Source organism: Pseudomonas sp. GD03842 (assembly GCF_029841165.1).
Lineage (GTDB): Bacteria > Pseudomonadota > Gammaproteobacteria > Pseudomonadales > Pseudomonadaceae > Aquipseudomonas.
Window position 1 is genome coordinate 116,594 of the sequence record NZ_JAOCEA010000008.1, and the last position, 21,431, is coordinate 138,024.

At 59.7% G+C, this 21,431-nt stretch carries 19 protein-coding genes; 13 read left to right on the plus strand and 6 right to left on the minus strand.

Annotated features, from left to right (window positions below; all coding sequences use genetic code 11):
* Window positions 1-9: 9 nt before the first annotated feature.
* The gene (locus N5D61_RS13370; protein WP_279893195.1) at window positions 10-1,005 is read right to left on the minus strand and encodes a metalloregulator ArsR/SmtB family transcription factor; all 996 of its coding nucleotides are present in this window, start codon (window positions 1,003-1,005) and stop codon (window positions 10-12) included.
* 256 nt (window positions 1,006-1,261) lie between these two features.
* Between N5D61_RS13370 and tkt the strand changes: the two genes are divergently transcribed.
* The 6 genes from tkt to fba all read left to right on the plus strand — a co-directional run bounded on the left by tkt (window position 1,262) and on the right by fba (window position 7,523).
* Window positions 1,262-3,262: a transketolase gene (gene tkt / locus N5D61_RS13375; RefSeq protein ID WP_279893196.1), complete on the plus strand. Its 2,001-nt coding sequence runs from the start codon at window positions 1,262-1,264 to the stop codon at window positions 3,260-3,262.
* A gap of 169 nt (window positions 3,263-3,431) precedes the next feature.
* Window positions 3,432-4,472, plus strand: a complete 1,041-nt coding sequence (epd, locus tag N5D61_RS13380) for an erythrose-4-phosphate dehydrogenase (protein WP_108237724.1) — start codon at window positions 3,432-3,434, stop codon at window positions 4,470-4,472.
* Between the two features lie 26 nt (window positions 4,473-4,498).
* A complete protein-coding gene (locus N5D61_RS13385) occupies window positions 4,499-5,662 on the plus strand; it encodes a phosphoglycerate kinase (RefSeq protein ID WP_108237725.1) in 1,164 nt (387 codons plus the stop codon).
* A 28-nt stretch (window positions 5,663-5,690) separates the two neighbouring features.
* A complete protein-coding gene (locus N5D61_RS13390; protein WP_108237726.1) occupies window positions 5,691-5,912 on the plus strand; it encodes a hypothetical protein in 222 nt (73 codons plus the stop codon).
* A 97-nt stretch (window positions 5,913-6,009) separates the two neighbouring features.
* A complete protein-coding gene (locus N5D61_RS13395; protein ID WP_279893197.1) occupies window positions 6,010-6,333 on the plus strand; it encodes an MliC family protein in 324 nt (107 codons plus the stop codon).
* A gap of 125 nt (window positions 6,334-6,458) precedes the next feature.
* Complete coding sequence (gene fba / locus N5D61_RS13400; protein WP_108237728.1) at window positions 6,459-7,523, plus strand: class II fructose-bisphosphate aldolase; 1,065 nt, start codon at window positions 6,459-6,461, stop codon at window positions 7,521-7,523.
* Between the two features lie 195 nt (window positions 7,524-7,718).
* Here fba and N5D61_RS13405 read toward each other — a convergent pair whose 3' ends face one another.
* The 3 genes from N5D61_RS13405 to N5D61_RS13415 form a co-directional block, all read right to left on the minus strand.
* Window positions 7,719-8,198 carry a thioesterase family protein gene (locus N5D61_RS13405; protein ID WP_279893198.1) on the minus strand — a complete coding sequence of 160 codons (480 nt, stop codon included), beginning with the start codon at window positions 8,196-8,198 and terminating at the stop codon, window positions 7,719-7,721.
* Window positions 8,199-8,341: 143 nt separating this feature from the next.
* Window positions 8,342-9,307: an L-carnitine dehydrogenase gene (locus N5D61_RS13410; protein WP_279893199.1), complete on the minus strand. Its 966-nt coding sequence runs from the start codon at window positions 9,305-9,307 to the stop codon at window positions 8,342-8,344.
* 162 nt (window positions 9,308-9,469) lie between these two features.
* Window positions 9,470-10,357 carry a 3-keto-5-aminohexanoate cleavage protein gene (locus N5D61_RS13415; RefSeq protein ID WP_279893200.1) on the minus strand — a complete coding sequence of 296 codons (888 nt, stop codon included), beginning with the start codon at window positions 10,355-10,357 and terminating at the stop codon, window positions 9,470-9,472.
* A 223-nt stretch (window positions 10,358-10,580) separates the two neighbouring features.
* On the opposite strand from N5D61_RS13415, the gene N5D61_RS13420 reads away from it, so the two are divergent.
* A complete protein-coding gene (locus N5D61_RS13420) occupies window positions 10,581-11,540 on the plus strand; it encodes a GlxA family transcriptional regulator (protein WP_279893201.1) in 960 nt (319 codons plus the stop codon).
* Window positions 11,541-11,803: 263 nt separating this feature from the next.
* Here N5D61_RS13420 and N5D61_RS13425 read toward each other — a convergent pair whose 3' ends face one another.
* Window positions 11,804-12,226, minus strand: a complete 423-nt coding sequence (locus N5D61_RS13425) for a DUF3010 family protein (protein ID WP_279893281.1) — start codon at window positions 12,224-12,226, stop codon at window positions 11,804-11,806.
* Between the two features lie 47 nt (window positions 12,227-12,273).
* Window positions 12,274-12,678: a lysozyme inhibitor LprI family protein gene (locus N5D61_RS13430; protein ID WP_108237733.1), complete on the minus strand. Its 405-nt coding sequence runs from the start codon at window positions 12,676-12,678 to the stop codon at window positions 12,274-12,276.
* Window positions 12,679-12,906: 228 nt separating this feature from the next.
* Here N5D61_RS13430 and N5D61_RS13435 point away from each other — a divergent pair, with 228 nt between their 5' ends.
* The 6 genes from N5D61_RS13435 to N5D61_RS13460 all read left to right on the plus strand — a co-directional run bounded on the left by N5D61_RS13435 (window position 12,907) and on the right by N5D61_RS13460 (window position 20,686).
* Window positions 12,907-13,884, plus strand: a complete 978-nt coding sequence (locus tag N5D61_RS13435) for a dipeptidase (protein WP_279893202.1) — start codon at window positions 12,907-12,909, stop codon at window positions 13,882-13,884.
* A 213-nt stretch (window positions 13,885-14,097) separates the two neighbouring features.
* Window positions 14,098-14,628 (plus strand): DUF5943 domain-containing protein, encoded by a 531-nt coding sequence (locus tag N5D61_RS13440; protein ID WP_108237734.1) that lies wholly within the window; start codon window positions 14,098-14,100, stop codon window positions 14,626-14,628.
* A gap of 15 nt (window positions 14,629-14,643) precedes the next feature.
* A complete protein-coding gene (dgcA, locus tag N5D61_RS13445; RefSeq protein WP_108237735.1) occupies window positions 14,644-16,704 on the plus strand; it encodes a dimethylglycine demethylation protein DgcA in 2,061 nt (686 codons plus the stop codon).
* A gap of 22 nt (window positions 16,705-16,726) precedes the next feature.
* Window positions 16,727-18,673, plus strand: a complete 1,947-nt coding sequence (gene dgcB / locus N5D61_RS13450; RefSeq protein WP_279893203.1) for a dimethylglycine demethylation protein DgcB — start codon at window positions 16,727-16,729, stop codon at window positions 18,671-18,673.
* Window positions 18,673-19,893, plus strand: a complete 1,221-nt coding sequence (locus tag N5D61_RS13455) for an electron transfer flavoprotein subunit alpha/FixB family protein (RefSeq protein ID WP_279893204.1) — start codon at window positions 18,673-18,675, stop codon at window positions 19,891-19,893. Before dgcB ends, N5D61_RS13455 begins: the two co-directional genes overlap by 1 nt.
* Entirely contained in the window at window positions 19,883-20,686 is an 804-nt protein-coding gene (locus tag N5D61_RS13460; RefSeq protein WP_279893205.1) for an electron transfer flavoprotein subunit beta, read from the plus strand. Before N5D61_RS13455 ends, N5D61_RS13460 begins: the two co-directional genes overlap by 11 nt.
* Window positions 20,687-21,431: the final 745 nt, after the last annotated feature.

Consider the following 21,431-nt stretch of genomic DNA (forward strand, 5'->3'; position numbering starts at 1 on the left):
TCCTGAGTGTTACCGATGGTGAATGTCGCCAGCCGGCCGCTGAAAATGGCAAACCTGAATCTGGAAACCATTACGTAAGCCCACATACAGGCTTTCCCCGGGGACCAGCCCCGCAGCGATGGCCCAACGGGCCAGATCTTCTTGCTCGAATCCCAACCAGAGGTCGCCGCAGGCTTCCTTGGCCCAGCTCTGGTCGTGGCTGCACAACTCCGTCACCAACAGACTGCCGCCTGGTTGCAACAGGTTGGCCAGTTGCTTCAATGCGTCAGCTGGCGCTGCAAAGTGGTGAAGCACCATGTTCACGACAACGCAGTCGCTCGAAACATTCGCGATGGACAGCGCGTCAGCCAGTTTCAGCTCCACATTGTCCAGTGCCTTCTGTTCACAAAGCGTGCGCGCCAGATCGAGCATGGCCGGGCTGTTGTCCAGCCCCGTGACATGCCGGAAGCGTTGTGCGAGGTCAGGCAGAAAGCCGCCGTCCCCAGGACCGACTTCCACTGCGGTGGCATCGGCATCGAAACTCAGTTTGTCCAACAGCGACAGGAGGCTGTCGCGGTATTGGGCCAGTCCTGCGATCAGGTCCTGCTGAGCCCGGAATTTTTCGGCAGTGCGCGCGAAGAAGTCCTGACTGGCATTGGCGCGCTGGCGATGAACCAGGCCGATGCGAGCCCGTACGTCATCGGGCAGTGTCAAGTTGTCGGCCTCTTCCAGCAAAGCCGCGTGCAGCTTGCCGCCGACCTGGTCGATATGGGGCAGGGCACGACGGTAAAAGATCGCGTTGCCTTCGCGGCGAGTGGCTACCAGATCGGCCTGCGCCAGCACTTTCAAATGGTGGCTCATCCCCGATTGACCCATGGCGAAAATCTGCGCCAGCTCCAGCACGCCAAAGGAATCGTTGGAAAGGGCGCGTAATACATTCAGCCGCAACGGATCGCCAGCGGCCTTGCACAAGGCTGCCAGTTCGTCGCTTTGCTCATGAATGATGGTCGGCGCACTGAGATTCATAAGTCAGGCAGTCTAGTTATCCGCTGCACGAGCCGCAAGGCCAATATCAAAAAGTTTTGATATTGATCGGTTGCCGACGACTTTGGCGAGCCGGGGCCACGCCGTTCGGGGACAAAACCCTCGCGCACCGCAGAAATATCCTGCGCAACCGTGGAAAATCGCGTCAGAGCCTTTATCTGTCATTGCTCCGAAGCAATGCCTGAGGGAAAATGGCCGCCTTTTTCAGATCCACTCTTTCTGCCTCAGGAGATCAGCGATGCCAAGCCGTCGTGAGCGTGCCAATGCCATTCGTGCACTCAGCATGGATGCCGTGCAAAAGGCCAACAGCGGCCACCCAGGTGCCCCGATGGGCATGGCGGATATCGCTGAAGTCCTCTGGCGGGACTACCTGAAGCACAACCCGGCCAATCCGAAGTTCGCCGACCGTGACCGTTTCATTCTGTCCAACGGTCACGGTTCGATGCTGATCTATTCGCTGCTGCATCTGACCGGCTACGACCTGTCCATCGACGATCTGAAGAACTTCCGCCAGTTGCACAGCCGCACGCCGGGCCATCCTGAATATGGCTACACCCCTGGCGTCGAAACCACCACGGGCCCGTTGGGTCAGGGCTTCGCCAATGCCGTCGGTTTCGCTGTCGCGGAGAAGACGCTGGCCGCGCAATTCAACCGGCCGGGCCACAACATCGTCGACCACCACACCTACGTGTTCATGGGTGATGGCTGCATGATGGAAGGTATTTCCCACGAAGTCGCTTCGCTCGCAGGCACCCTGCGCCTGAACAAGCTGATCGCTTTCTACGACGATAACGGCATTTCCATCGACGGTGAGGTCGAGGGCTGGTTCACCGACGATACGCCGAAGCGTTTCGAGTCCTACGGTTGGCTGGTGATCCGCAATGTCGACGGCCACGACGCCGACGAAATCAAGACCGCCATCGACACCGCTCGCAAGAGCGACAAGCCGACGCTGATCTGCTGCAAGACCACCATCGGTTTCGGTTCGCCCAACAAGCAGGGCAAGGAAGAGTGCCACGGCGCGCCACTGGGCAACGACGAAATCGCCCTGACCCGTGCAGCGCTGAAATGGACACACGGCCCTTTCGAAATCCCTGCCGACATTTACAAGGAGTGGGACGCCAAGGAAAAAGGCCTGGCCGCCGAAGCCGAGTGGGACCAGCGCTTTGCAGCTTACTCCGCCGCTTTCCCTGAATTGGCAAATGAGCTGATTCGTCGCATGAGCGGTGAATTGCCTGCCGATTTCGCCGAGAAATCCGCTGCCTACGTCGCCGAGGTCAATGCCAAGGGCGAGACCATCGCCAGCCGCAAAGCCAGCCAGAACGCCCTCGGCGCCCTCGGCCCGCTCCTGCCGGAGCTGCTGGGCGGTTCGGCGGACCTCGCGGGCTCCAACCTGACCATCTGGAAAGGTTGCAAGAGCATCACCGGTGAAGACGCCAGCGGCAATTACCTGCACTACGGCGTACGCGAGTTCGGTATGGGCGCCATCATGAATGGCATCGCTCTGCACGGTGGTTTCGTGCCGTACGGCGCAACCTTCCTCATCTTCATGGAATACGCGCGCAATGCCGTGCGCATGGCATCGTTGATGAAACAGCGTGCGATCTATGTGTTCACCCATGACTCGATCGGTCTGGGCGAAGACGGCCCGACGCACCAGCCGATCGAACAATTGACCAGCCTGCGCACCACACCGAACATGGACACCTGGCGCCCAGCCGACGCGGTGGAGTCCGCGGTGGCATGGAAACACGCCATCGAGCGCGACGATGGTCCGTCGGCGTTGATTTTCTCTCGTCAGAACCTGCCGCATCAGACTCGTGATGCCCTGCAGTTGGAAAACATCAACCGCGGCGGTTACGTGCTGCGTGATTGCAATGGCGAGCCTGATCTCATCCTGATCGCCACGGGCTCGGAAGTCGGGCTGGCGGTCCAGGCATTCGACAAGCTGACCGCAGCCGGCAAGAACGTACGCGTGGTCTCGATGCCGTGCACCAGCGTCTTTGAAGCGCAGGACGTGCTGTACAAGCAATCGGTTCTGCCGCTCGAAGTCAGCGCGCGTATCGCGATCGAAGCGGCACACGCCGACTACTGGTACAAGTACGTTGGCCTGGAAGGCCGTGTGATTGGCATGACGACCTTCGGCGAGTCGGCGCCTGCGCCTGCCCTGTTCGAAGAGTTCGGCTTCACGCTGGAGAACGTCATCAACACTGCCGAAGAGCTGCTGGAAGACGAATAAGCCTGCGCTCCCCCTTGTGTAGGAGCGCGCTTGGCCTGGGCGCACCCGGACGATTGCGTCGTGTCATTCACCACAGGTGTTACAGACATGCCGCAATCGTCCGGGTGCGGCCCAGGCCAAGCACGCCCCTACAGGGATCTATGCAACGCCCGCATTTGCGAGAGTCCCCATGCCTCAACCACGTCCTTTCAAAGTTGCCCTCAATGGTTACGGTCGCATTGGTCGCTGCGTTCTGCGCGCGCTGTGCGAGCGCGGGGCGAACGCGGGTTTCGAGGTGGTGGCGATCAACGATCTGGCCGACATGGCCAGCCTCGAATACCTGACTCGCTTCGACTCAACCCATGGCCGGTTTCCCGGTAACGTGCGGGTCGAGGGTGATTTTCTGCACATCAACGATCATGTCATCAAAGTGTTCCGCAGCTCGACGCCGGAAGGTATCGACTGGAGCGCCCTGGGTGTGGATCTGGTGTTGGAGTGTTCCGGTGTGTACCACACACGGTCCGATGGCGACCGATTCCTCGCCGCCCGCGCGCCCCGAGTATTATTTTCCCAGCCGATGGCCAGCGAAGCGGATGTCGATGCCACCATCGTCTACGGCATCAATCAGCAAACGCTCACGGGCGAAGAACGGCTGGTGTCCGCGGCGTCCTGCACCACCAATTGCAGCGTGCCGTTGTTGGACCTGCTGAACCGAGAACTGGGCCTGGAATACGTGACCATCACCACGATTCACTCGGCCATGAACGACCAACCTGTGATTGACGCCTATCATCATGAGGACCTGCGTCGCACTCGCTCGGCCTTCCAGTCGATCATTCCGGTGTCCACCGGTCTGGCACGGGGGATCGAGCGGTTGCTTCCGGAACTTGCAGGCCGAATTCAGGCCAAAGCAGTTCGTGTGCCGACGGTGAACGTCTCATGCCTGGACATCACGCTGCAGGTTGCGCGTGACACGGACGCCGTAGAGATCAACCGGATTCTGCGCGAGGCTGCCACCACGGGCCCGCTCAGAGGCCTGCTGGCGTACACCGAATTGCCGCACGCCAGTTGTGATTTCAACCATGACCCTCATTCGGCCATCATCGATGCCAGTCAGACACGGGTCTCGGGCCCTCGGCTGGTGAACGTTCTGGCGTGGTTCGACAACGAATGGGGTTTTGCCAATCGAATGCTGGATGTCGCTGATCACTATCTGCGCAGTATCCATTAACAACAGTAATAAACAGGGAACGCCACATGACCGTGTTGAAGATGACCGACCTCGACCTGCAAGGTAAGCGCGTGCTGATTCGCGAAGACCTCAATGTCCCGGTCAAGGACGGTGTCGTCACCAGCGACGCACGCATTCTTGCTTCGCTGCCGACTATCAAACTGGCGCTGGAAAAGGGCGCTGCCGTCATGGTCTGCTCGCACCTGGGTCGCCCGACCGAGGGCGAATCCTCCGCTGAAAACAGCTTGAAACCGGTTGCCGACTACCTGAGCAAAGCACTGGGTCGTGAAGTTCCGCTGGTTGCTGATTACTTGGACGGCGTCGACGTCAAGGCGGGCGATATCGTGCTGTTCGAGAACGTACGCTTCAACAAAGGCGAAAAGAAAAACGCCGATGACCTGGCGCAGAAATACGCAGCCCTGTGCGACGTGTTCGTGATGGATGCGTTTGGCACCGCTCACCGCGCCGAGGGCTCAACTCATGGTGTGGCCAAATTCGCCAAGGTCGCTGCTGCTGGCCCGCTGCTGGCGGCCGAGCTGGAGGCCTTGGGCAAAGCGCTGGGCAACCCTGCCAAGCCGATGGCTGCGATCGTTGCGGGCTCCAAGGTGTCGACGAAGCTGGATGTCTTGAACAGCCTCAGCACCCTCTGCGACCAGTTGATCGTTGGCGGTGGTATCGCCAATACCTTCCTGGCCGCTGCCGGCCACAAGGTCGGCAAGTCGCTGTACGAGCCGGACCTGCTGGACACTGCCAAAGCGATCGCGGCCAAAGTCAGCGTGCCGCTGCCCGTCGACGTGGTGGTCGCCAAAGCGTTCGCTCAAGATGCCGAAGCGACCGTTAAAGCCATCGCCGACGTGGCCGACGACGACATGATTCTCGACATCGGCCCGAAAACCGCTGCGCAATTCGCCGATCTGCTCAAGTCCTCCAAGACGATCCTCTGGAATGGTCCAGTGGGTGTCTTCGAGTTCGACCAGTTCGGCAATGGCACCAAGGTTCTGGCCCAGGCCATTGCCGACAGCGAAGCGTTTTCCATCGCTGGTGGCGGCGATACATTGGCGGCCATCGACAAATACGGCGTGGCCGAAAAGATCTCCTACATCTCTACGGGTGGTGGTGCGTTCCTCGAATTCGTCGAGGGCAAGGTACTGCCTGCCGTGGAAGTTTTGGAACAACGCGCCAAGGCCTGAGCATCAGGCCAAGGTGAAGGGGAGTGACATGGTCAAGCCATTACCGCTATTAATCATGGCGGGTTTGCTCGTCGGCTGTTCAAGCAAGCCCGAAGCGCAGACGGCCTTGGACAGCGCGCCACTTCAGGTCAGTTGCTATCAGGCGGGCTGGCAGGCTGAAACCGTACCGATCGTGTACAAACGAGGCGGCCCCGAGGTCTGGGAAAAATACGAGTTCATGCCCGCTGTCGGTCCGGTAGCCTGTCGCTGAATCTGAACCGATGGCGAGCGTGAACATCAGAAACAGAATCGCCCCTGGCGATCGAACGAAGGCGAGTACGCCGTTTCGCAGGGGTTCGGGAGTGGTAATGAAAGGTTTGATTGCCCTTGCGACACTGGTGCTGCTGGGCGGTTGTGCCAGCATGAAGGCGTCTGAACCGGCGGCGTCGTGGACACATTGGGTCTGCGACAGCAAGGCCGAGGTTTACTGGCGCTACGCTGACGCCGCGAAGAAAGAGGTCGATGTTCGCCTCAACCAAAGCGAGCAAGTGTTCCGTCTGCAGGCCGCGCCCGGTGCTTCCGGAGCGCTTTACAGCAACGGTGTGCTGGCCTTTGACAACAAGGGCAGCGAAGGCCTGGTGTACTGGGACGCTACCAACGATTTGATCGGTCGCGGTTGCAAGGCGCCGTAAGGCGCCGGGTAATCCGACCGATGTAATACCGGGCGAGTCCGTAGGTTTTCCGCCCCTATAATTTGAATAGCCGCCGTTACGGCAGGCACACGCGATCAACGACCCTACCGGGAGAGAGACAGACAATGGCACTTATCAGCATGCGCCAGATGTTGGACCACGCCGCCGAATTCGGTTATGGCGTTCCTGCATTCAACGTGAACAACCTGGAACAGATGCGCGCCATTATGGAAGCGGCCGACAAGACCGATTCCCCGGTGATCGTTCAGGCTTCGGCCGGTGCGCGCAAATATGCAGGCGCACCGTTTCTGCGTCACCTGATCCTGGCTGCGATCGAAGAATTCCCTCATATCCCGGTGGTCATGCACCAGGACCACGGGACCAGCCCTGACATTTGCCAGCGCTCCATGCAACTGGGCTTCAGCTCGGTCATGATGGACGGCTCGCTCGGCACCGACGGCAAGACCCCAACCACTTACGAATACAACGTCGACGTCACTCAGCGCGTTGTCGCCATGGCCCACGCCTGCGGCGTGTCCGTCGAAGGTGAGCTGGGCGTTCTGGGTTCGTTGGAAACCGGTATGGCAGGCGAAGAAGATGGTGTCGGCGCCGAGGGCCAGTTGGACCACAGCCAGATGCTGACCGACCCCGAAGAAGCCGCCGACTTCGTGAAAAAAACCAACGTTGATGCCCTGGCCATCGCCATCGGCACCAGCCACGGCGCCTACAAGTTCACCAAGCCCCCCACCGGCGATATCCTGGCGATCGAACGCATCAAGGAAATCCACAAGCGCATTCCAAACACGCACTTGGTGATGCACGGTTCGTCGTCCGTTCCTCAGGAATGGCTGAAAATCATCAACGAATACGGCGGCGACATCAAAGAGACCTACGGCGTGCCGGTCGAGGAAATCGTTGAAGGCATCAAGCACGGTGTGCGCAAGGTCAATATCGACACCGACCTGCGTCTGGCCTCTACGGGCGCCATCCGCGAGTTCATGGCCAAGAACCCGAGCGAGTTCGACCCGCGTAAATACCTGGCCAAGACCGTATCGGCCATGCGCGATGTCTGTATTGCCCGTTACGAAGCGTTCGGCACCGCCGGCAATGCTTCAAAGATCAAACCCATCTCGCTGGAAAAGATGTTCGAACGCTATGCCAAAGGCGAACTGAACGCCAAGGTCAACTGATCGTTATTTGACCGGCATGAAAAAGCCCGCAGCGATGCGGGCTTTTTTTTGTTTGCACGATTGGACATCGTCCGCCGTCTGGACGCCGTGCTGTCGGAATTTGTAGGAGCGCACTTGCCCGCGATTCAAGCGCTTCGGTCCGTCAGGCAAACGGCGTCATCGTTCTTCGCGGGCAAGCGCGCTCCTACAGGTGGTTCAGGGTTTGGCGGGTAGGCCGATGGTGCGATTGATATAGGCCGGAACCGGTTGATCGTGCTGCGCTTCAACCAGTACTCGCAATGCCTCCAGCGACTGCTCGCTGAAGGGGGCCGACCTTGGCCCGGCAGCCAGATCCACATGGAGCAACATCTGATCGCTGGCGGCCAGCTCAGTATCGCCGCCGACTTTGTACAGGCTGTGGTAAAGCTGCACCCGCTTACTGTCATGGGCGACGATCTGGGTGCGGACCTCAACCTCCTCTCCGAGCTTCACCTCGTGCAGGTAGTTGATATGGGCTTCGAGCGTGAACAAAGAGTGACCACTGGCCGCGCGGTCATCGCTGGCCAGACCAATGCGGTCCATGAACGCGTCGGTGGCGAAGCTGAAGATCAGCAGATAGAACGCATCGCGTAGATGGCCGTTGTAGTCGACCCAATCCTGGATGATCGGGGTGTTGTAGGTGGTCAAAGCGGGCATAGTCGTTACCGGATTAAGTCTGTAGTCCGTGGATGGGCCGGGCGGGCCTTGTCGCGGGCAAGCGCGCTCCTACAGAGGATGGCGCTCTCCAGTAGGGGCGCGCTTGCCCGTGACAGCGTTGGTTCGAACAACGAGGTCGGGGATCAGTCCTCGAACGCCATACCGTGCTTCTCTTTGGTTTTCTTGACGGCTTCCAGCACCGCCAGCAGCGCGTCATCGCGGTAGCGCTCCAAGGCGGAAATGCTATGGCTGCCGAGTTGTTCACTGGTGCCGTCCACCACGTCGTCGATCAGTTTGTCAGTGAGCTCGGGCGCGGGCAGGTAGGTCCATGGCAATTGCAGTGCAGGCCCGAATTGCGACATGAAATGGCGCATACCGGCGTCGCCTCCAGCCAGGGTGTAGGTCAGGAACGTACCCATGAAGGACCAGCGCAGGCCGGCGCCGAAGCGGATGGCGTCGTCGATTTCGCCCGTTGTCGCCACGCCGTCGTTGACCAAATGCAGGGCTTCGCGCCAAAGCGCTTCCAACAGGCGGTCAGCGATGAAGCCTGGGACTTCCTTGCGCACATGCAGTGGGCGCATGCCTAGGGACTCATAGATTTTGATCGCGGCGTCTACCGCTTCTGGCGCCGTGCGCTGGCCGCCGACGACTTCGACCAATGGCAGCAGGTACACAGGGTTGAACGGATGGCCTACCACGCAGCGCTCAGGGTGCGTTGCGCTTTCGTAGAACTCCGATGGCAGCAGGCCTGACGTACTGGAACCGATGATTGCGTTGGGTTTGGCTGCCGCGCTGATCTTGCTGTGCAGATCCAGTTTGAGCTCGAGCCTTTCCGGGGCGCTTTCCTGGATGAAGTCAGCGTCGCGCACGCATTCTTCGATGGTCGCCACGAAGCGCAGCCGCTCCTGCGAAGCCCCTGGGGCCAAGCCTTTCTTCTCGAGGGCAGGCCAGGCATTAGCGACGCGCTTGCGCAATGCCGCCTCTGCACCGGGTGCTGGGTCCCATGCCACGACGTCAAGACCATGGGCCAGTGCGCGAGCGACCCAACCGCTGCCGATGACGCCGCTGCCCAGGGCTGCGAAGGTTTTGATGTTGGTGATGAAGGTCATAAAGGATCTCGAATTCGCAGAGGATTCGTAGGAGCGCGCTTGGTCTGGGCCGCACCCGGACGATCGCCGTCTGTCTGTGCCAGATGTTTCTCTGACACACCGCAATCGTCCGGGTGCGGCCCAGACAAAGCGCGCTCCTACAGGGAAGGTGTTGGATCTGGATCAGAAGCGTTTTTTGAGGCCCATCTTCACGCGGCCTTCCGCGGGCGTCATGACCCGCGCGCCCATGCGGCTGAGGATTTCGCTGGCGCGTTCGACCAGTGCGCCGTTGCTCGCCAGCACACCTTTATCCAGCCAGATGTTGTCTTCCAGGCCGACGCGCACGTTACCGCCCAGCAGAACGGCCTGTGCCGCCATCGGCATCTGCATGCGGCCGATCCCGAAACCGGCCCAGACCACGTCGGCGGGCAGGTTGTCGACCATCGCTTTCATGGTGGTGGTGTCAGCCGGAGCCCCCCATGGGATACCCAGGCACAGTTGGAAGAGGGGATTGTCCAGCAGGCCTTCTTTCATCATTTGCTTGGCGAACCACAGGTGCCCGGTATCGAAGATTTCCAGCTCGGCCTTGACGCCCAGCTCCTGGATGCGTTTGGCGCCGGCCCGCAATTGCGCGGGAGTGGAGACATAAATGGTGTCGCCATCGCCAAAGTTCAGCGTGCCGCAATCCAGGGTGCAGATTTCGGGCAGCAGCGCTTCAACGTGGGCCAGGCGCGTCAGTGGGCCAACCAGATCGGTCGCTGGACCAAAGTCGGTCGGACGCTCGCCCGGGCCGATTTCCAGATCGCCCCCCATACCAGCCGTCAGGTTGACGATGATATCGATGTCGGCCTCGCGAATGCGGTCCATGGTTTCGCGGTACAGCTCGACGTCGCGGCTGAATTTACCGGTTTGCGGGTCTCGCACATGGCAATGCACGACGGTGGCGCCGGCCTTGGCCGCCTCGACCGCCGCTTCGGCGATCTGTTTGGGTGTGATCGGGACCAGATGGCTTTTTCCGGTCGTGTCGCCAGCACCGGTGAGTGCGCAGGTGATGATGACGTCGTGATTCATGAGCGAGGTTCCTTGCAGGCCAGAGCGTGTGAGAGGCGGGTTTTCGTCACCCGCTTTTGAGGTGCAAAACTACGCAGCCCAAGGCCGCTCAAAACGCACAGCGGCGACAAGCTCTTGCACGGTAGCGACCTGTGTTATTGCTTGGCTGTTGGAACAGGTGTAGTGATGTGCCATCAAGCGCGCTCCTATGCGGTCGGCGGTGCTCTCAAGGACTTTTTCGACGATGCCCCAGGATTTCTACTTTCTGCTGATGCCCGGTTTCTCGATGATGGGGTTCGTGTCGGCCATCGAACCGTTGCGGGTGGCCAACAGGTTCGGTGGTGAGCTGTATCGTTGGCATGTGTTGAGCGTCGATGGCGGGCCGGTCATCGCCAGCAATGGCATGTCCGTGAACGCCGATGCCGCCCTGGAGCCGCTCAAGAAAGGCGCGACGCTGTGCGTGATGAGCAGCGTCGATCCATTGAAATCCTATTCCTCCACGCTGGAACACTGGCTGCGGCGGCTCGATCTGGAAGGCGTGGTCCTGGGCGCGATTGACACAGGCAGCTTCGTGTTGGCCGAAGCAGAGTTGCTGGCGGGTTACCGCTTGACCTTGCATTGGGAGGCGCTGAACGCCTTCAAGGAAACCTACCCCGGGTTGCAGGCCACTCAGGAATTGTTCGAAATCGATCGACGGCGCATCAGCTCAGCAGGCGGTACGGCGTCTATTGATCTGATGCTCGACTTGATCGGTCAGGCCCATGGCCCTGATCTGGCGATCAAGGTGTCTGAGCAGTTCGTGCTGGGTCGAATCCGCCAGCGCAAGGACCACCAGCGCATGCAGATCGCGACCCGCTATGGCATCAACAACAAGAAGCTGGTTCAAGTGATCGGCATGATGGAGCAGCACACCGAGCCGCCCTTGAACACGCTCGAGCTGGCGGAGGGCATTCAAGTGACGCGTCGCCAGTTGGAACGACTGTTTCGTTTGCACCTGAATGACACGCCGAGCAATTTCTACCTTGGGCTACGCCTGGAAAAAGCCCGGCAATTGCTGCGCCAGAGTGAGATGAGCGTACTGGAAGTCAGCATTGCTTGCGGGTTCGAGTCGCCGTCGTATTTCACGCGCAGTTACAAGGCGCGCCATGGGGTGTGCCCGCGGGAGGATCGTGGACGAGTCGTGCGTGAGTCCAAGGTCGTTTGACGCCCGATTAGGGTGAATTACACCTCCGACCATAAATTATGGTTGTGACAATAATCGGGTATACAACATGGCAAAGCGTATCGGCTTTGTATTCAGGCGCGAAGGTCTCGCGCTCACCATCGCGCGAGGTTTGATGGGTTAAGGCCTGCATGATTACTCATCGGGACTTTTCCTGGCAGCGCCTCGGCGTACCGGCAAAAGCACAAGCTCAGTGAGTCCTGCCTGATGAGGGTGAATGAATTCACTCTCGCAGCACGGGTGCACTATTTCACGCCCTTCATCAACGCTGTGCACGCCGCCTTGTACGCCTCATGCTGATATTTGTTCAACGCCGCTGGCAGTTCGAAATTGTGTTTTTTCATCTGCGCATTGATGGTCTGGGATGACAGCAGCACCACCTCGCAGGCATCCAGCAATTGAAAGACGGTCTCGATCTTGAACGTGGTCGGGCCGCCGGCGAACTCACCTTTCTTGCTGCGTTTCTTGATGGCGAGGTGGGTGATGGCGTTTTCGTGGACAAAGGTCGCTATTTGGCGGGCAAAGGCTTTGACGTTGGCCGCTTCGTCATCGTCTTCGAGGGCGATCTTTTTGGTTGCCAGCGGCAGGTGTTCGGGCGCGCCGGACGTGCGAGTGGCGACAGCGAAAATGGCTTCGCTGCCTTTGATTTCTACGCCGCAGATGTTCATGTGCTGACCTTGAGCCTTGAAAAGCGTCAGGGTAACCCATTCGGGGGTCACTCAGACTGCGCGATACTTTCCAAGTACTCCGAACGTTCGTCGCTCATGCGCGCCAGGCAGTCGTTCTGGCCAATGTTGAATTCCTTGGTGCCCGGCTTGGCAGGGAACACTTCCACGGCGCAATCGGCGTCGCGCAGTTTTTTCCAGGCATCCTGGGCGGTCTTCAGTTTGGCGGCGAATTCATCAGCCTGGGTCTTGTTGGCGCCGAACTGCACATTCACCCGCTCCAGCAGATTCTGGAAATTCTCATCCAGCAATTTGACGGCGGTGTCGCGGCTGTACACCGAGCATTCCAGAGTCTGTTTATCTTCATCCACGCCATCGCAGGGCGTTGCGTCAGGGTTGCTCGCTGCGTGTGCACCTGTCGCGAATAGAGCCAGAGCCAGAAAAGTCGTCTTCATTGGGGCTTCCCGATTCATTGATGCGCAAGATTCTCGCCCAAGCGCGCGGCAAAGAACAGTTAACAAACGCAGGCCGCAGGCATATGCGGTTGCCCTCTGTCGCTTCTTGACGCTTTCGGCAATTCCCCTGTCGTTTTTGCACCCGGCTCGTCCGACCCGCAGGCATATGCTGGCCCCAAAGCGCCGACAGACGATTCGGTGCGTGATTAACTTAAAGGGGACAGCCTGATGAGCCCAGCCGAATTACACGCCGACAGCATCGTTATTGACGGGCTGATCATCGCCAAGTGGAACCGTGAGCTGTTCGAAGACATGCGTAAAGGCGGCCTGACCATGGCCAACTGCACGGTTTCGGTGTGGGAGGGCTTTCAGCAGACCGTCAACAGCATTGCGTCCAGCCAGAAGCTGATCCGGGAGAACAGCGACCTGGTGATCCAGGTGCGCAACACCGCCGACATCCGCAAGGCAAAGGAGTTGGGCAAGACCGGCATCCTGTTCGGCTTCCAGAACGCCCATGCGTTCGAGGATCAGATCGGCTATGTTGAGATCTTCAAGCAGTTGGGCGTGGGCATCGTGCAGATGTGCTACAACACCCAGAATCTGGTCGGCACCGGTTGCTATGAGCGCGACGGTGGCCTGTCGGGCTTCGGCCGTGAAATCGTCGCGGAAATGAACCGCGTTGGCATCATGTGCGACCTGTCCCACGTCGGTTCCAAGACCTCCGAAGAGGTCATCCTCGAATCGAAGAAGCCAGTGACCTATTCCCACTGCCTGCCTTCAGGCTTGAAAGAACACCCTCGCAACAAGTCAGACGCTGAGCTCAAGTTCATCGCCGACCACGGCGGCTTCGTCGGCGTGACCATGTTCGCGCCGTTCCTGGCCAAAGGCATCGATTCGACCATCGACGACTACGCCGAAGCCATCGAATACGTGATGAACATCGTCGGCGAAGACGCCATCGGCATCGGCACCGACTTTACCCAGGGGCACGGCCAGGAGTTCTTCGAGTACCTGACCCACGACAAGGGCTACGCCCGTCGCCTCACCAACTTCGGCAAGATCATCAACCCGCTGGGCATCCGCACCGTCGGCGAATTCCCGAACCTGACCGAAACCCTGCTCAAACGCGGCCATTCGGAGCGCGTTCTGCGCAAGATCATGGGCGAGAACTGGGTGAGGGTTCTGGGCGACGTCTGGGGCGAATGAGGTAGGCCGCCCAGCGCCTACTGCGCGGGCCAATAGCTGCGTCAGGGCCTCGCGAAAGGTTCGCCGTACATGCGTACAGCCTCACCTTTCGCTCCGGTCCTTCCTTGCTCTTGACCTTGCTCGCTAAGGCGCTGAAACCACCGGCGAACATCTTTAAAAGCAAAGCAACGTGCTTTGTTTTCAACCAAATAAATTTTCTGGAGTTAAGTTTCCATGGCCAAGATCGCCCCGCAATTGCCCATCGAAGTCGACAGCGAGACCGGTGTCTGGACCACCGATGCCCTGCCGATGCTGTACGTGCCACGTCACTTCTTCGTGAACAACCACATGGGCATCGAGGAAGTATTGGGCGCCGACGCCTATGCCGAGATCCTCTACAAGGCCGGTTACAAGTCCGCTTGGCACTGGTGCGAGAAAGAGGCCGAATGCCATGGCATCGAAGGCGTCGCGGTGTTCGAGCACTACATGAACCGTCTGTCCCAACGTGGCTGGGGCCTGTTCAAGATTCAGGATATCGACCTGGACAAGGGCACTTGCAGCGTCAAGCTCGAGCACTCGGCCTTCGTGTACGTCTACGGCAAGGTCGGTCGCAAGGTCGACTACATGTTCACCGGCTGGTTCGCAGGCGCCATGGACCAGATTCTCGCTGCCAAAGGCAGCTCCGTTCGCACTGTAGCCGAACAGGTGTACGGCGGATCGGAAGAGGGCCACGAAGATGGCCTGTTCGTCGTAAAACCGTTGTAAGCCGAGGACCGTGAGATGGCTTTCGAAGCAATGTTTCAGCCGATCCAGATCGGCAAACTGACAATCCGCAACCGCGTTCTCAGTACTGCGCACGCCGAGGTTTATGCCACAGACGGGGGCATGACCACCGACCGGTATGTGAAGTACTACGAGGAGAAAGCCAAAGGCGGTATTGGTCTGGCCATCTGCGGCGGTTCGTCGAGCGTTGCCATCGACAGCCCGCAGGGCTGGTGGAAGTCGGTCAACCTGGCAACCGACAAAATCATCCCGCATTTCCAGAATCTGGCCGACGCCATGCACAAGCACGGCGCCAAGATCATGATCCAGATTACCCACATGGGCCGTCGTTCCCGCTGGGACGGCGACCATTGGCCGACGCTGATGTCGCCCTCGGGCATCCGTGAACCGGTGCACCGCGCGACCTGTAAAACCATCGAGCCGGAAGAAATCTGGCGCGTGATCGGCAACTACGCCAGCGCGGCTGCCCGTGCCAAGGCCGGCGGCCTGGACGGTGTTGAGCTGTCGGCGGTGCACCAGCACATGATCGACCAGTTCTGGAGCCCGCGGGTCAACAAGCGGACCGACGAATGGGGCGGCAGTTTCGAAAACCGCATGCGTTTCGGTCTGGAAGTGATCAAGGCCGTGCGCAAGGAAGTGGGCCCCGATTTCTGCGTAGGCCTGCGCATCTGCGGTGACGAATTCCACCCGGACGGTCTCAGCCATGAAGACATGAAAGAGATCGCCAAGTACTACGACCAGACCGGCATGATCGACTTCATCGGTGTGGTGGGCTCGGGTTGCGACACGCACAACACCCTGGCCAACGTGATTCCGAACATGAGTTATCCACCGGAGCCGTTTCTGCACCTGGCGGCCGGTATCAAAGAGGTGGTCAAGGCCCCGGTTCTGCACGCACAGAACATCAAGGACCCGAACCAGGCTACGCGCATTCTGGAAGGCGGCTACGTGGACATGGTCGGCATGACCCGCGCGCACATTGCCGACCCGCACCTGATCACCAAGATCAAGATGGGCCAGGTCGACCAGATTCGTCAGTGCGTGGGTGCCAACTACTGCATCGACCGACAGTACCAAGGCCTGGACGTGCTGTGCATCCAGAACGCCGCGACCTCCCGCGAGTACATGGGCCTGCCGCACATCATCGAGAAAACCACTGGCGTGAAACGCAAAGTGGTGATCGTCGGTGCCGGTCCTGCGGGAATGGAAGCAGCGCGGGTGTCCGCGGAACGCGGCCATGACGTCACCCTGTTCGAAAAAAAGGACGTGATTGGCGGGCAGATCGTCACGGCGTCGAAAGCGCCGCAGCGCGATCAGATCGCCGGTATCACCCGCTGGTACCAACTGGAGCTGGCGCGGCTGAAGGTCGATCTTCGCCTGGGCACGGCGGCGGATATTCCGACCATCATGGACTTGCGTCCTGACGTCGTGGTGTTGGCCGTCGGTGGTCATCCGTTCCTGGAACAGAATGAGCACTGGGGTGCGGCCGAGGGGTTGGTGGTCAGCAGTTGGGACGTGCTCGACGGCAAAGTTGCCCCCGGCAAGAACGTGCTGGTGTACGACACCATCTGCGAATTCACCGGGATGTCGGTGGCTGACTTCATAGCGGACAAGGGCAGCCAGGTCGAGATCGTTACCGATGACATCAAGCCGGGCGTCGCCATCGGCGGTACCTCGTTCCCGACTTACTACCGCAGCATGTACCCGAAAGAAGTGATCATGACGGGGGACATGATGCTGGAAAAAGTCTATCGCGAAGGCGATAAGGTCGTGGCCGTGTTGGAGAACGAATACACCGGCGCCAAAGAGGAGCGGGTGGTCGATCAGGTGGTCATCGAAAACGGCGTGCGCCCTGACGAAGAGCTGTATTACGGCCTCAAGGAAGGCTCGCGCAACAAGGGCCAGATCGACATCGAAGCCTTGTTCGCGATCCAGCCACAGCCCTCGTTGAGCCAACCGGGTGAAGGCTACCTGCTGTTCCGTATCGGTGATTGCGTGGCGCAGCGTAATACCCACGCTGCCATTTATGACGCACTGCGACTCTGCAAAGACTTTTGATGGTGAACCTGTAGGAGCCATCATGTTAAATACCCTTCTTCCCATCCTGCTGTTCGCCGCCTTGGGTCTTGCGATCCTCGGTGCTCTGCGGCGGGTGGCCCTATGGCGCAACGGGCGTGCGGCCAAGGTCGATCTGATCGGCGGCCTGCTGGCCATGCCCAAACGCTACATGGTCGATTTGCACCATGTGGTCGCGCGGGATAAATACATCGCCAACACCCACGTCGCGACGGCGGGCGGAGCGGTGGCCTCTATCGCACTGGCGATCCTGGTTCACGGTTTCGGCCTGCATAACCGCATCCTCGGTTATGCGCTGCTGTTGATGACCGCCGTGATGTTCGTCGGCGCGCTCTTCGTTTACAAACGTCGACTCAACCCGCCCGCCCGCCTGTCGAAAGGCCCCTGGATGCGCCTGCCGAAAAGCCTGTTGGCTTTTTCCGGTTCGTTCTTTCTGGTGACCTTGCCCGTTGCAGGCATCCTTCCGGAAAACTTCGGTGGCTGGCTACTGGCAATCATTCTTGGGATTGGCGTGTTGTGGGGTGTTTCCGAGCTGTTCTTCGGAATGACCTGGGGCGGACCGATGAAACACGCCTTCGCCGGCGCTCTTCATCTGGCTTGGCACCGCCGCGCCGAGCGCTTTGGCGGCGGCCGTTCCACGGGCCTCAAACCGCTGGATCTGGCAGACCCGAGCGCTCCTTTGGGCGTGGAAAAACCCAAGGACTTCACCTGGAATCAGTTGCTGGGCTTCGACGCCTGTGTGCAATGCGGTAAGTGCGAAGCGGCATGCCCGGCGTTTGCTGCAGGCCAACCGCTGAACCCGAAAAAACTGATTCAGGACATGGTCGTCGGACTGGCAGGTGGCACTGACGCGAAATTTGCCGGTAGCCCTTACCCAGGCAAGCCTGTGGGCGAGCATGGCGGCAATCCTCATCAACCCATCGTCAACGGGCTGGTCGATGCCGAAACGCTGTGGTCATGCACCACCTGCCGTGCCTGTGTCGAAGAGTGCCCGATGATGATCGAGCACGTGGACGCCATCGTCGACATGCGTCGTCACCTGACCCTTGAGAAAGGCGCGACGCCGAACAAGGGCGCCGAAGTGCTGGAAAACCTTATCGCCACGGATAACCCGGGCGGCTTTGCGCCGGGCGGGCGTTTGAACTGGGCGGCTGATCTGAACCTCAACTTGATGAGCGACAAGAAGAGCACCGACGTGCTGTTCTGGGTGGGTGACGGTGCGTTCGACATGCGCAACCAACGCACCCTGCGCGCGTTCGTCAAAGTACTGAAAGCCGCCAAAGTCGACTTCGCCGTATTGGGCCTGGAAGAGCGCGACAGCGGCGACGTGGCACGTCGTCTGGGCGATGAAGCCACTTTCCAGATGCTTGCCAAACGCAACATTCAAACGCTGTCCAAATACACCTTCAACCGTATCGTCACCTGCGACCCGCACAGCTTCCATGTGCTGAAAAACGAATACGGCGCTTTCGACGGCAACTACCTCGTGCAGCACCACAGCACTTACATGTCGGAACTGATCGGTGACGGTGCGCTAAGCCTTGGTCAGCACAAAGGCTCCAGCGTGACCTACCACGACCCGTGCTATCTGGGCCGCTATAACGGCGAGTACGAGGCACCGCGTCAGGTACTCAAGGCGTTGGGCATTGAGGTCAAGGAAATGCAGCGCTCTGGTTTCCGCTCTCGCTGCTGCGGTGGCGGTGGCGGTGCGCCGATCACCGACATTCCGGGCAAACAACGTATCCCTGACATGCGCATGGAAGACATCCGCGAAACCGGCGCCGAGCTAGTGGCCGTGGGTTGTCCACAATGCACGGCGATGCTGGAAGGCGTGGTCGAGCCAAGACCGATGATCAAGGACCTCGCCGAACTGGTCGCCGATGCGTTGGTAGAAGATGCAGCGCCGACCAAACCGGCACCCGTCAAACGTGAACCTGCGGAGGCGCACTGATGAGTGACATTATCCGCCGTGACCCTCGAGCCGAGTGGATCGCCCGCAACCGGCTTCATCCTTTGCACGCTGCGATGCAGCCCGCGCAAAGCAGTTGGATGGGGCCGAATGGCATCATTCGCAAGAATGTGCACGGCATTGGGTTCATCGGGCCCAACGGCATCAAGCGCATCGACCGCAGTGGCGCCCAACAAGGTGGCACCACCAAGCGCTCAGCGTCGGTTGAAGTACAACTGCCGCTTCATCACATCGCCGAGCCTGCCTTCTATATCGCCGTCGTGCCGGACATGGTCGGGGGCCGCCTGAGCAGCCACGACCGCGATCTGTTGGGCCTGGCTCACGGACTGGCAGGGAACGCTGGCGCAGTGCTGGCAGTGGTCTTTGGCGAGCATAAAGAAAACGCGTTCGACACGGCAGGCGTTGACCGGCTGCTGGTGCTGGACGGTGTTGAATTCGCCGGTTATGCACCCGAGCAACGCGTCCAGGGCTTACGCGCTGTGGATAACCAGTTCGATCCACGTCACTGGTTGCTGCCTGACAGTCGCACCGGTGGTGGCGAGTTGGGGCGTCGGTTCGCTGCCAGCTTGGGCGAACGCCCGGCGACGCGTGTCTGGCAGGTCAAGGACGAACAAGCTACAGGTCGCGCAGGTGCAGGGCGTGAAGACATCGCCCGTCCGGTTTCACGCCTGATTCTGGCCGCTGCCGAGTGCGCCGATCCGGTCAGCGAAACCCGCCATGAAGTGATACCGGTTGAGTTGTCCACAACCATCGCCCGCAGCCTGCCTCGCATCGAGGACCTTGGGGCCGTGGCGGTCGATCCGGCACTTATCCCCATGGCCGAAGCGGAGTTCATTTTCTCTGGCGGCAATGGGGTCAAAGACTGGGACCTGTTTCACCGTACGGCCGCGGCTCTCGGTGCCACCGAAGGCGCCTCCCGCGTGGCGGTGGACGATGGCTTCATGACCCGTGACCGTCAGGTCGGTGCGTCCGGCACCTGGGTCACGGCCCGGGTCTATGTGGCGGTCGGTATCTCGGGGGCGATCCAGCACCTGCAAGGCATCGGTGCTTGCGACAAAGTGGTGGCCATCAACCTCGATCCCACCTGCGACATGATCAAGCGTGCCGACTTGTCAGTGATCGGCGAAAGCGCTGAGATTCTCAACGCGCTGATTGAGGCGATCGAGGCCTACCGTAATGAGGCGAAACGCGATGCAGCCTGAAAATAACCTCTCTGTGGATAAAAGCTCCTTCCACGCGATCAGCCTCGTTTCCATCGGCGCGCACCCGACCTCGGGTCGTCCCCGCCGCGCCGAGCAAGATGCACGAGCCGTCGAGTTGGGGCTCAGATTGGCTGGGGATAACTTGCACGTCCTCCACGCGGGTAACGCCGACGAGCCAGCGTTGCGTGCCTACCTCGGTATGGGTTTGAAAGAGCTGCATGTGCTCGACCAGCCCCAAGGCGCCGACGCACTGCCAGGCTTGGCCGACTACATCCGCGAATCCGGCGTTCAACTGGTGCTCGCGGGCACTCAGGCCGAAACCGGAGAAGGCTCAGGCATGTTGCCTTACTTGTTGGCCGAAAAACTCGGCTGGCCGCTGGTTGTGGGCCTGGCTGAAGTGGAGTCCATCAGCAACGGCTCCGCCCAAGTGCTGCAAGCCTTGCCACGCGGCCAACGCCGCCGCCTCAAGGTACGTCTGCCGTTTCTCGCCACTGTGGATAACGCCGCGCCCAAGCCTCGCCAGAGCGCTTTTGGCCCGGCGCAGCGCGGAACGTTGGATGTGGGACAGATCGAAGTCACCATCGACGAGTTATTCACAGGCGCCGAACTCACCCCGGCCAAACCGCGTCCGAAGCGCCTGAAAGTCATCAAGGCGAAAAGTGGGGCGGATCGAATGAAGGCTGCGACGGCGAAGGCCAGTGGTGGCGGTGGGCAGGTGCTCAAGGGCGTGAGTCCACAGGAAGGCGCTGCGGCGATTTTGAAACTGTTGGTGGAGGAGGGGGTGGTTCGTTAAGCGCTTCTTCATCAAGCGTGAAGGCGCCCCTGCTTCCTGTGGCGCCGTTGAATGCTCTTAGTCTGAGTTCGAAGGTGGCGAGTTTAGAGCCCCTGGAGAAACGACGTTGTCGGACGATTCTCATCCGTCAGCTCTATCGCCTGTCCACATACCCCCAATCTTTGTTGATCTGCCTGTGGATAAGCTGTTCGGCCATCGCCGAACACCTTACTATCCGGGGGCTACAGGCCTTTGTTTAAAAAGTGACCAAGCTATCCCACGGTTTTCGAAGGCTTTTTCGCTACCACCACCGTGAGTGGTCATAGGTATTTGCCCACAATGTCTGTGAGCGCCTGTGTGTATAAGTTGTTCGCCACCTTCTACAAGGCCCATAGCGAGCGGCTTCCAGAGATTTGATCACTATTTAACCGATCCGGTATTTTTTGGGCGAACTGGAATTTATTCCTGCTGCGTACGAATTTTTTCCACAACCTTAGGCAAGAACCTTTGAGTTGCGCACAATCTCTGTTGGCGGCTCTGTGGATAAGGTGTTTGCGGTCTGCTTCAGCCCTTATATGACGAGGCCTACAGAGAGTTGGTTAAAATATGATCAAGGGTTTTTGATTCACGTCGGGGGTGAATAAGTCTTGGCTTTGTCCGGCTTTTACATGGGATCGGATCGAGTTTCCCACCATAGCTGTGGCCTGAGCTGTGCATAAGTTATGTCTGCACGCCAAGGAGAGGCATCCGCAGGGATGTGAATGAA

Coding starts and splice junctions, on each gene's coding strand:
- N5D61_RS13405 (WP_279893198.1), bottom strand. CDS start 8,198: ATGCCCGCTTTGACCACCTACAACACCCCGATCATCCAGGATTGGGTC.
- N5D61_RS13415 (WP_279893200.1), bottom strand. CDS start 10,357: ATGAATCACGACGTCATCATCACCTGCGCACTCACCGGTGCTGGCGAC.
- N5D61_RS13425 (WP_279893281.1), bottom strand. CDS start 12,226: ATGAACATCTGCGGCGTAGAAATCAAAGGCAGCGAAGCCATTTTCGCT.
- N5D61_RS13460 (WP_279893205.1), top strand. CDS start 19,883: ATGCAGCCTGAAAATAACCTCTCTGTGGATAAAAGCTCCTTCCACGCG.
- N5D61_RS13395 (WP_279893197.1), top strand. CDS start 6,010: ATGAAAGGTTTGATTGCCCTTGCGACACTGGTGCTGCTGGGCGGTTGT.
- N5D61_RS13410 (WP_279893199.1), bottom strand. CDS start 9,307: ATGACCTTCATCACCAACATCAAAACCTTCGCAGCCCTGGGCAGCGGC.
- N5D61_RS13440 (WP_108237734.1), top strand. CDS start 14,098: ATGGCCAAGATCGCCCCGCAATTGCCCATCGAAGTCGACAGCGAGACC.
- epd (WP_108237724.1), top strand. CDS start 3,432: ATGCCTCAACCACGTCCTTTCAAAGTTGCCCTCAATGGTTACGGTCGC.
- N5D61_RS13370 (WP_279893195.1), bottom strand. CDS start 1,005: ATGAATCTCAGTGCGCCGACCATCATTCATGAGCAAAGCGACGAACTG.
- N5D61_RS13455 (WP_279893204.1), top strand. CDS start 18,673: ATGAGTGACATTATCCGCCGTGACCCTCGAGCCGAGTGGATCGCCCGC.
- N5D61_RS13430 (WP_108237733.1), bottom strand. CDS start 12,678: ATGAAGACGACTTTTCTGGCTCTGGCTCTATTCGCGACAGGTGCACAC.
- N5D61_RS13435 (WP_279893202.1), top strand. CDS start 12,907: ATGAGCCCAGCCGAATTACACGCCGACAGCATCGTTATTGACGGGCTG.
- fba (WP_108237728.1), top strand. CDS start 6,459: ATGGCACTTATCAGCATGCGCCAGATGTTGGACCACGCCGCCGAATTC.
- tkt (WP_279893196.1), top strand. CDS start 1,262: ATGCCAAGCCGTCGTGAGCGTGCCAATGCCATTCGTGCACTCAGCATG.
- dgcB (WP_279893203.1), top strand. CDS start 16,727: ATGTTAAATACCCTTCTTCCCATCCTGCTGTTCGCCGCCTTGGGTCTT.
- N5D61_RS13420 (WP_279893201.1), top strand. CDS start 10,581: ATGCCCCAGGATTTCTACTTTCTGCTGATGCCCGGTTTCTCGATGATG.
- N5D61_RS13390 (WP_108237726.1), top strand. CDS start 5,691: ATGGTCAAGCCATTACCGCTATTAATCATGGCGGGTTTGCTCGTCGGC.
- N5D61_RS13385 (WP_108237725.1), top strand. CDS start 4,499: ATGACCGTGTTGAAGATGACCGACCTCGACCTGCAAGGTAAGCGCGTG.
- dgcA (WP_108237735.1), top strand. CDS start 14,644: ATGGCTTTCGAAGCAATGTTTCAGCCGATCCAGATCGGCAAACTGACA.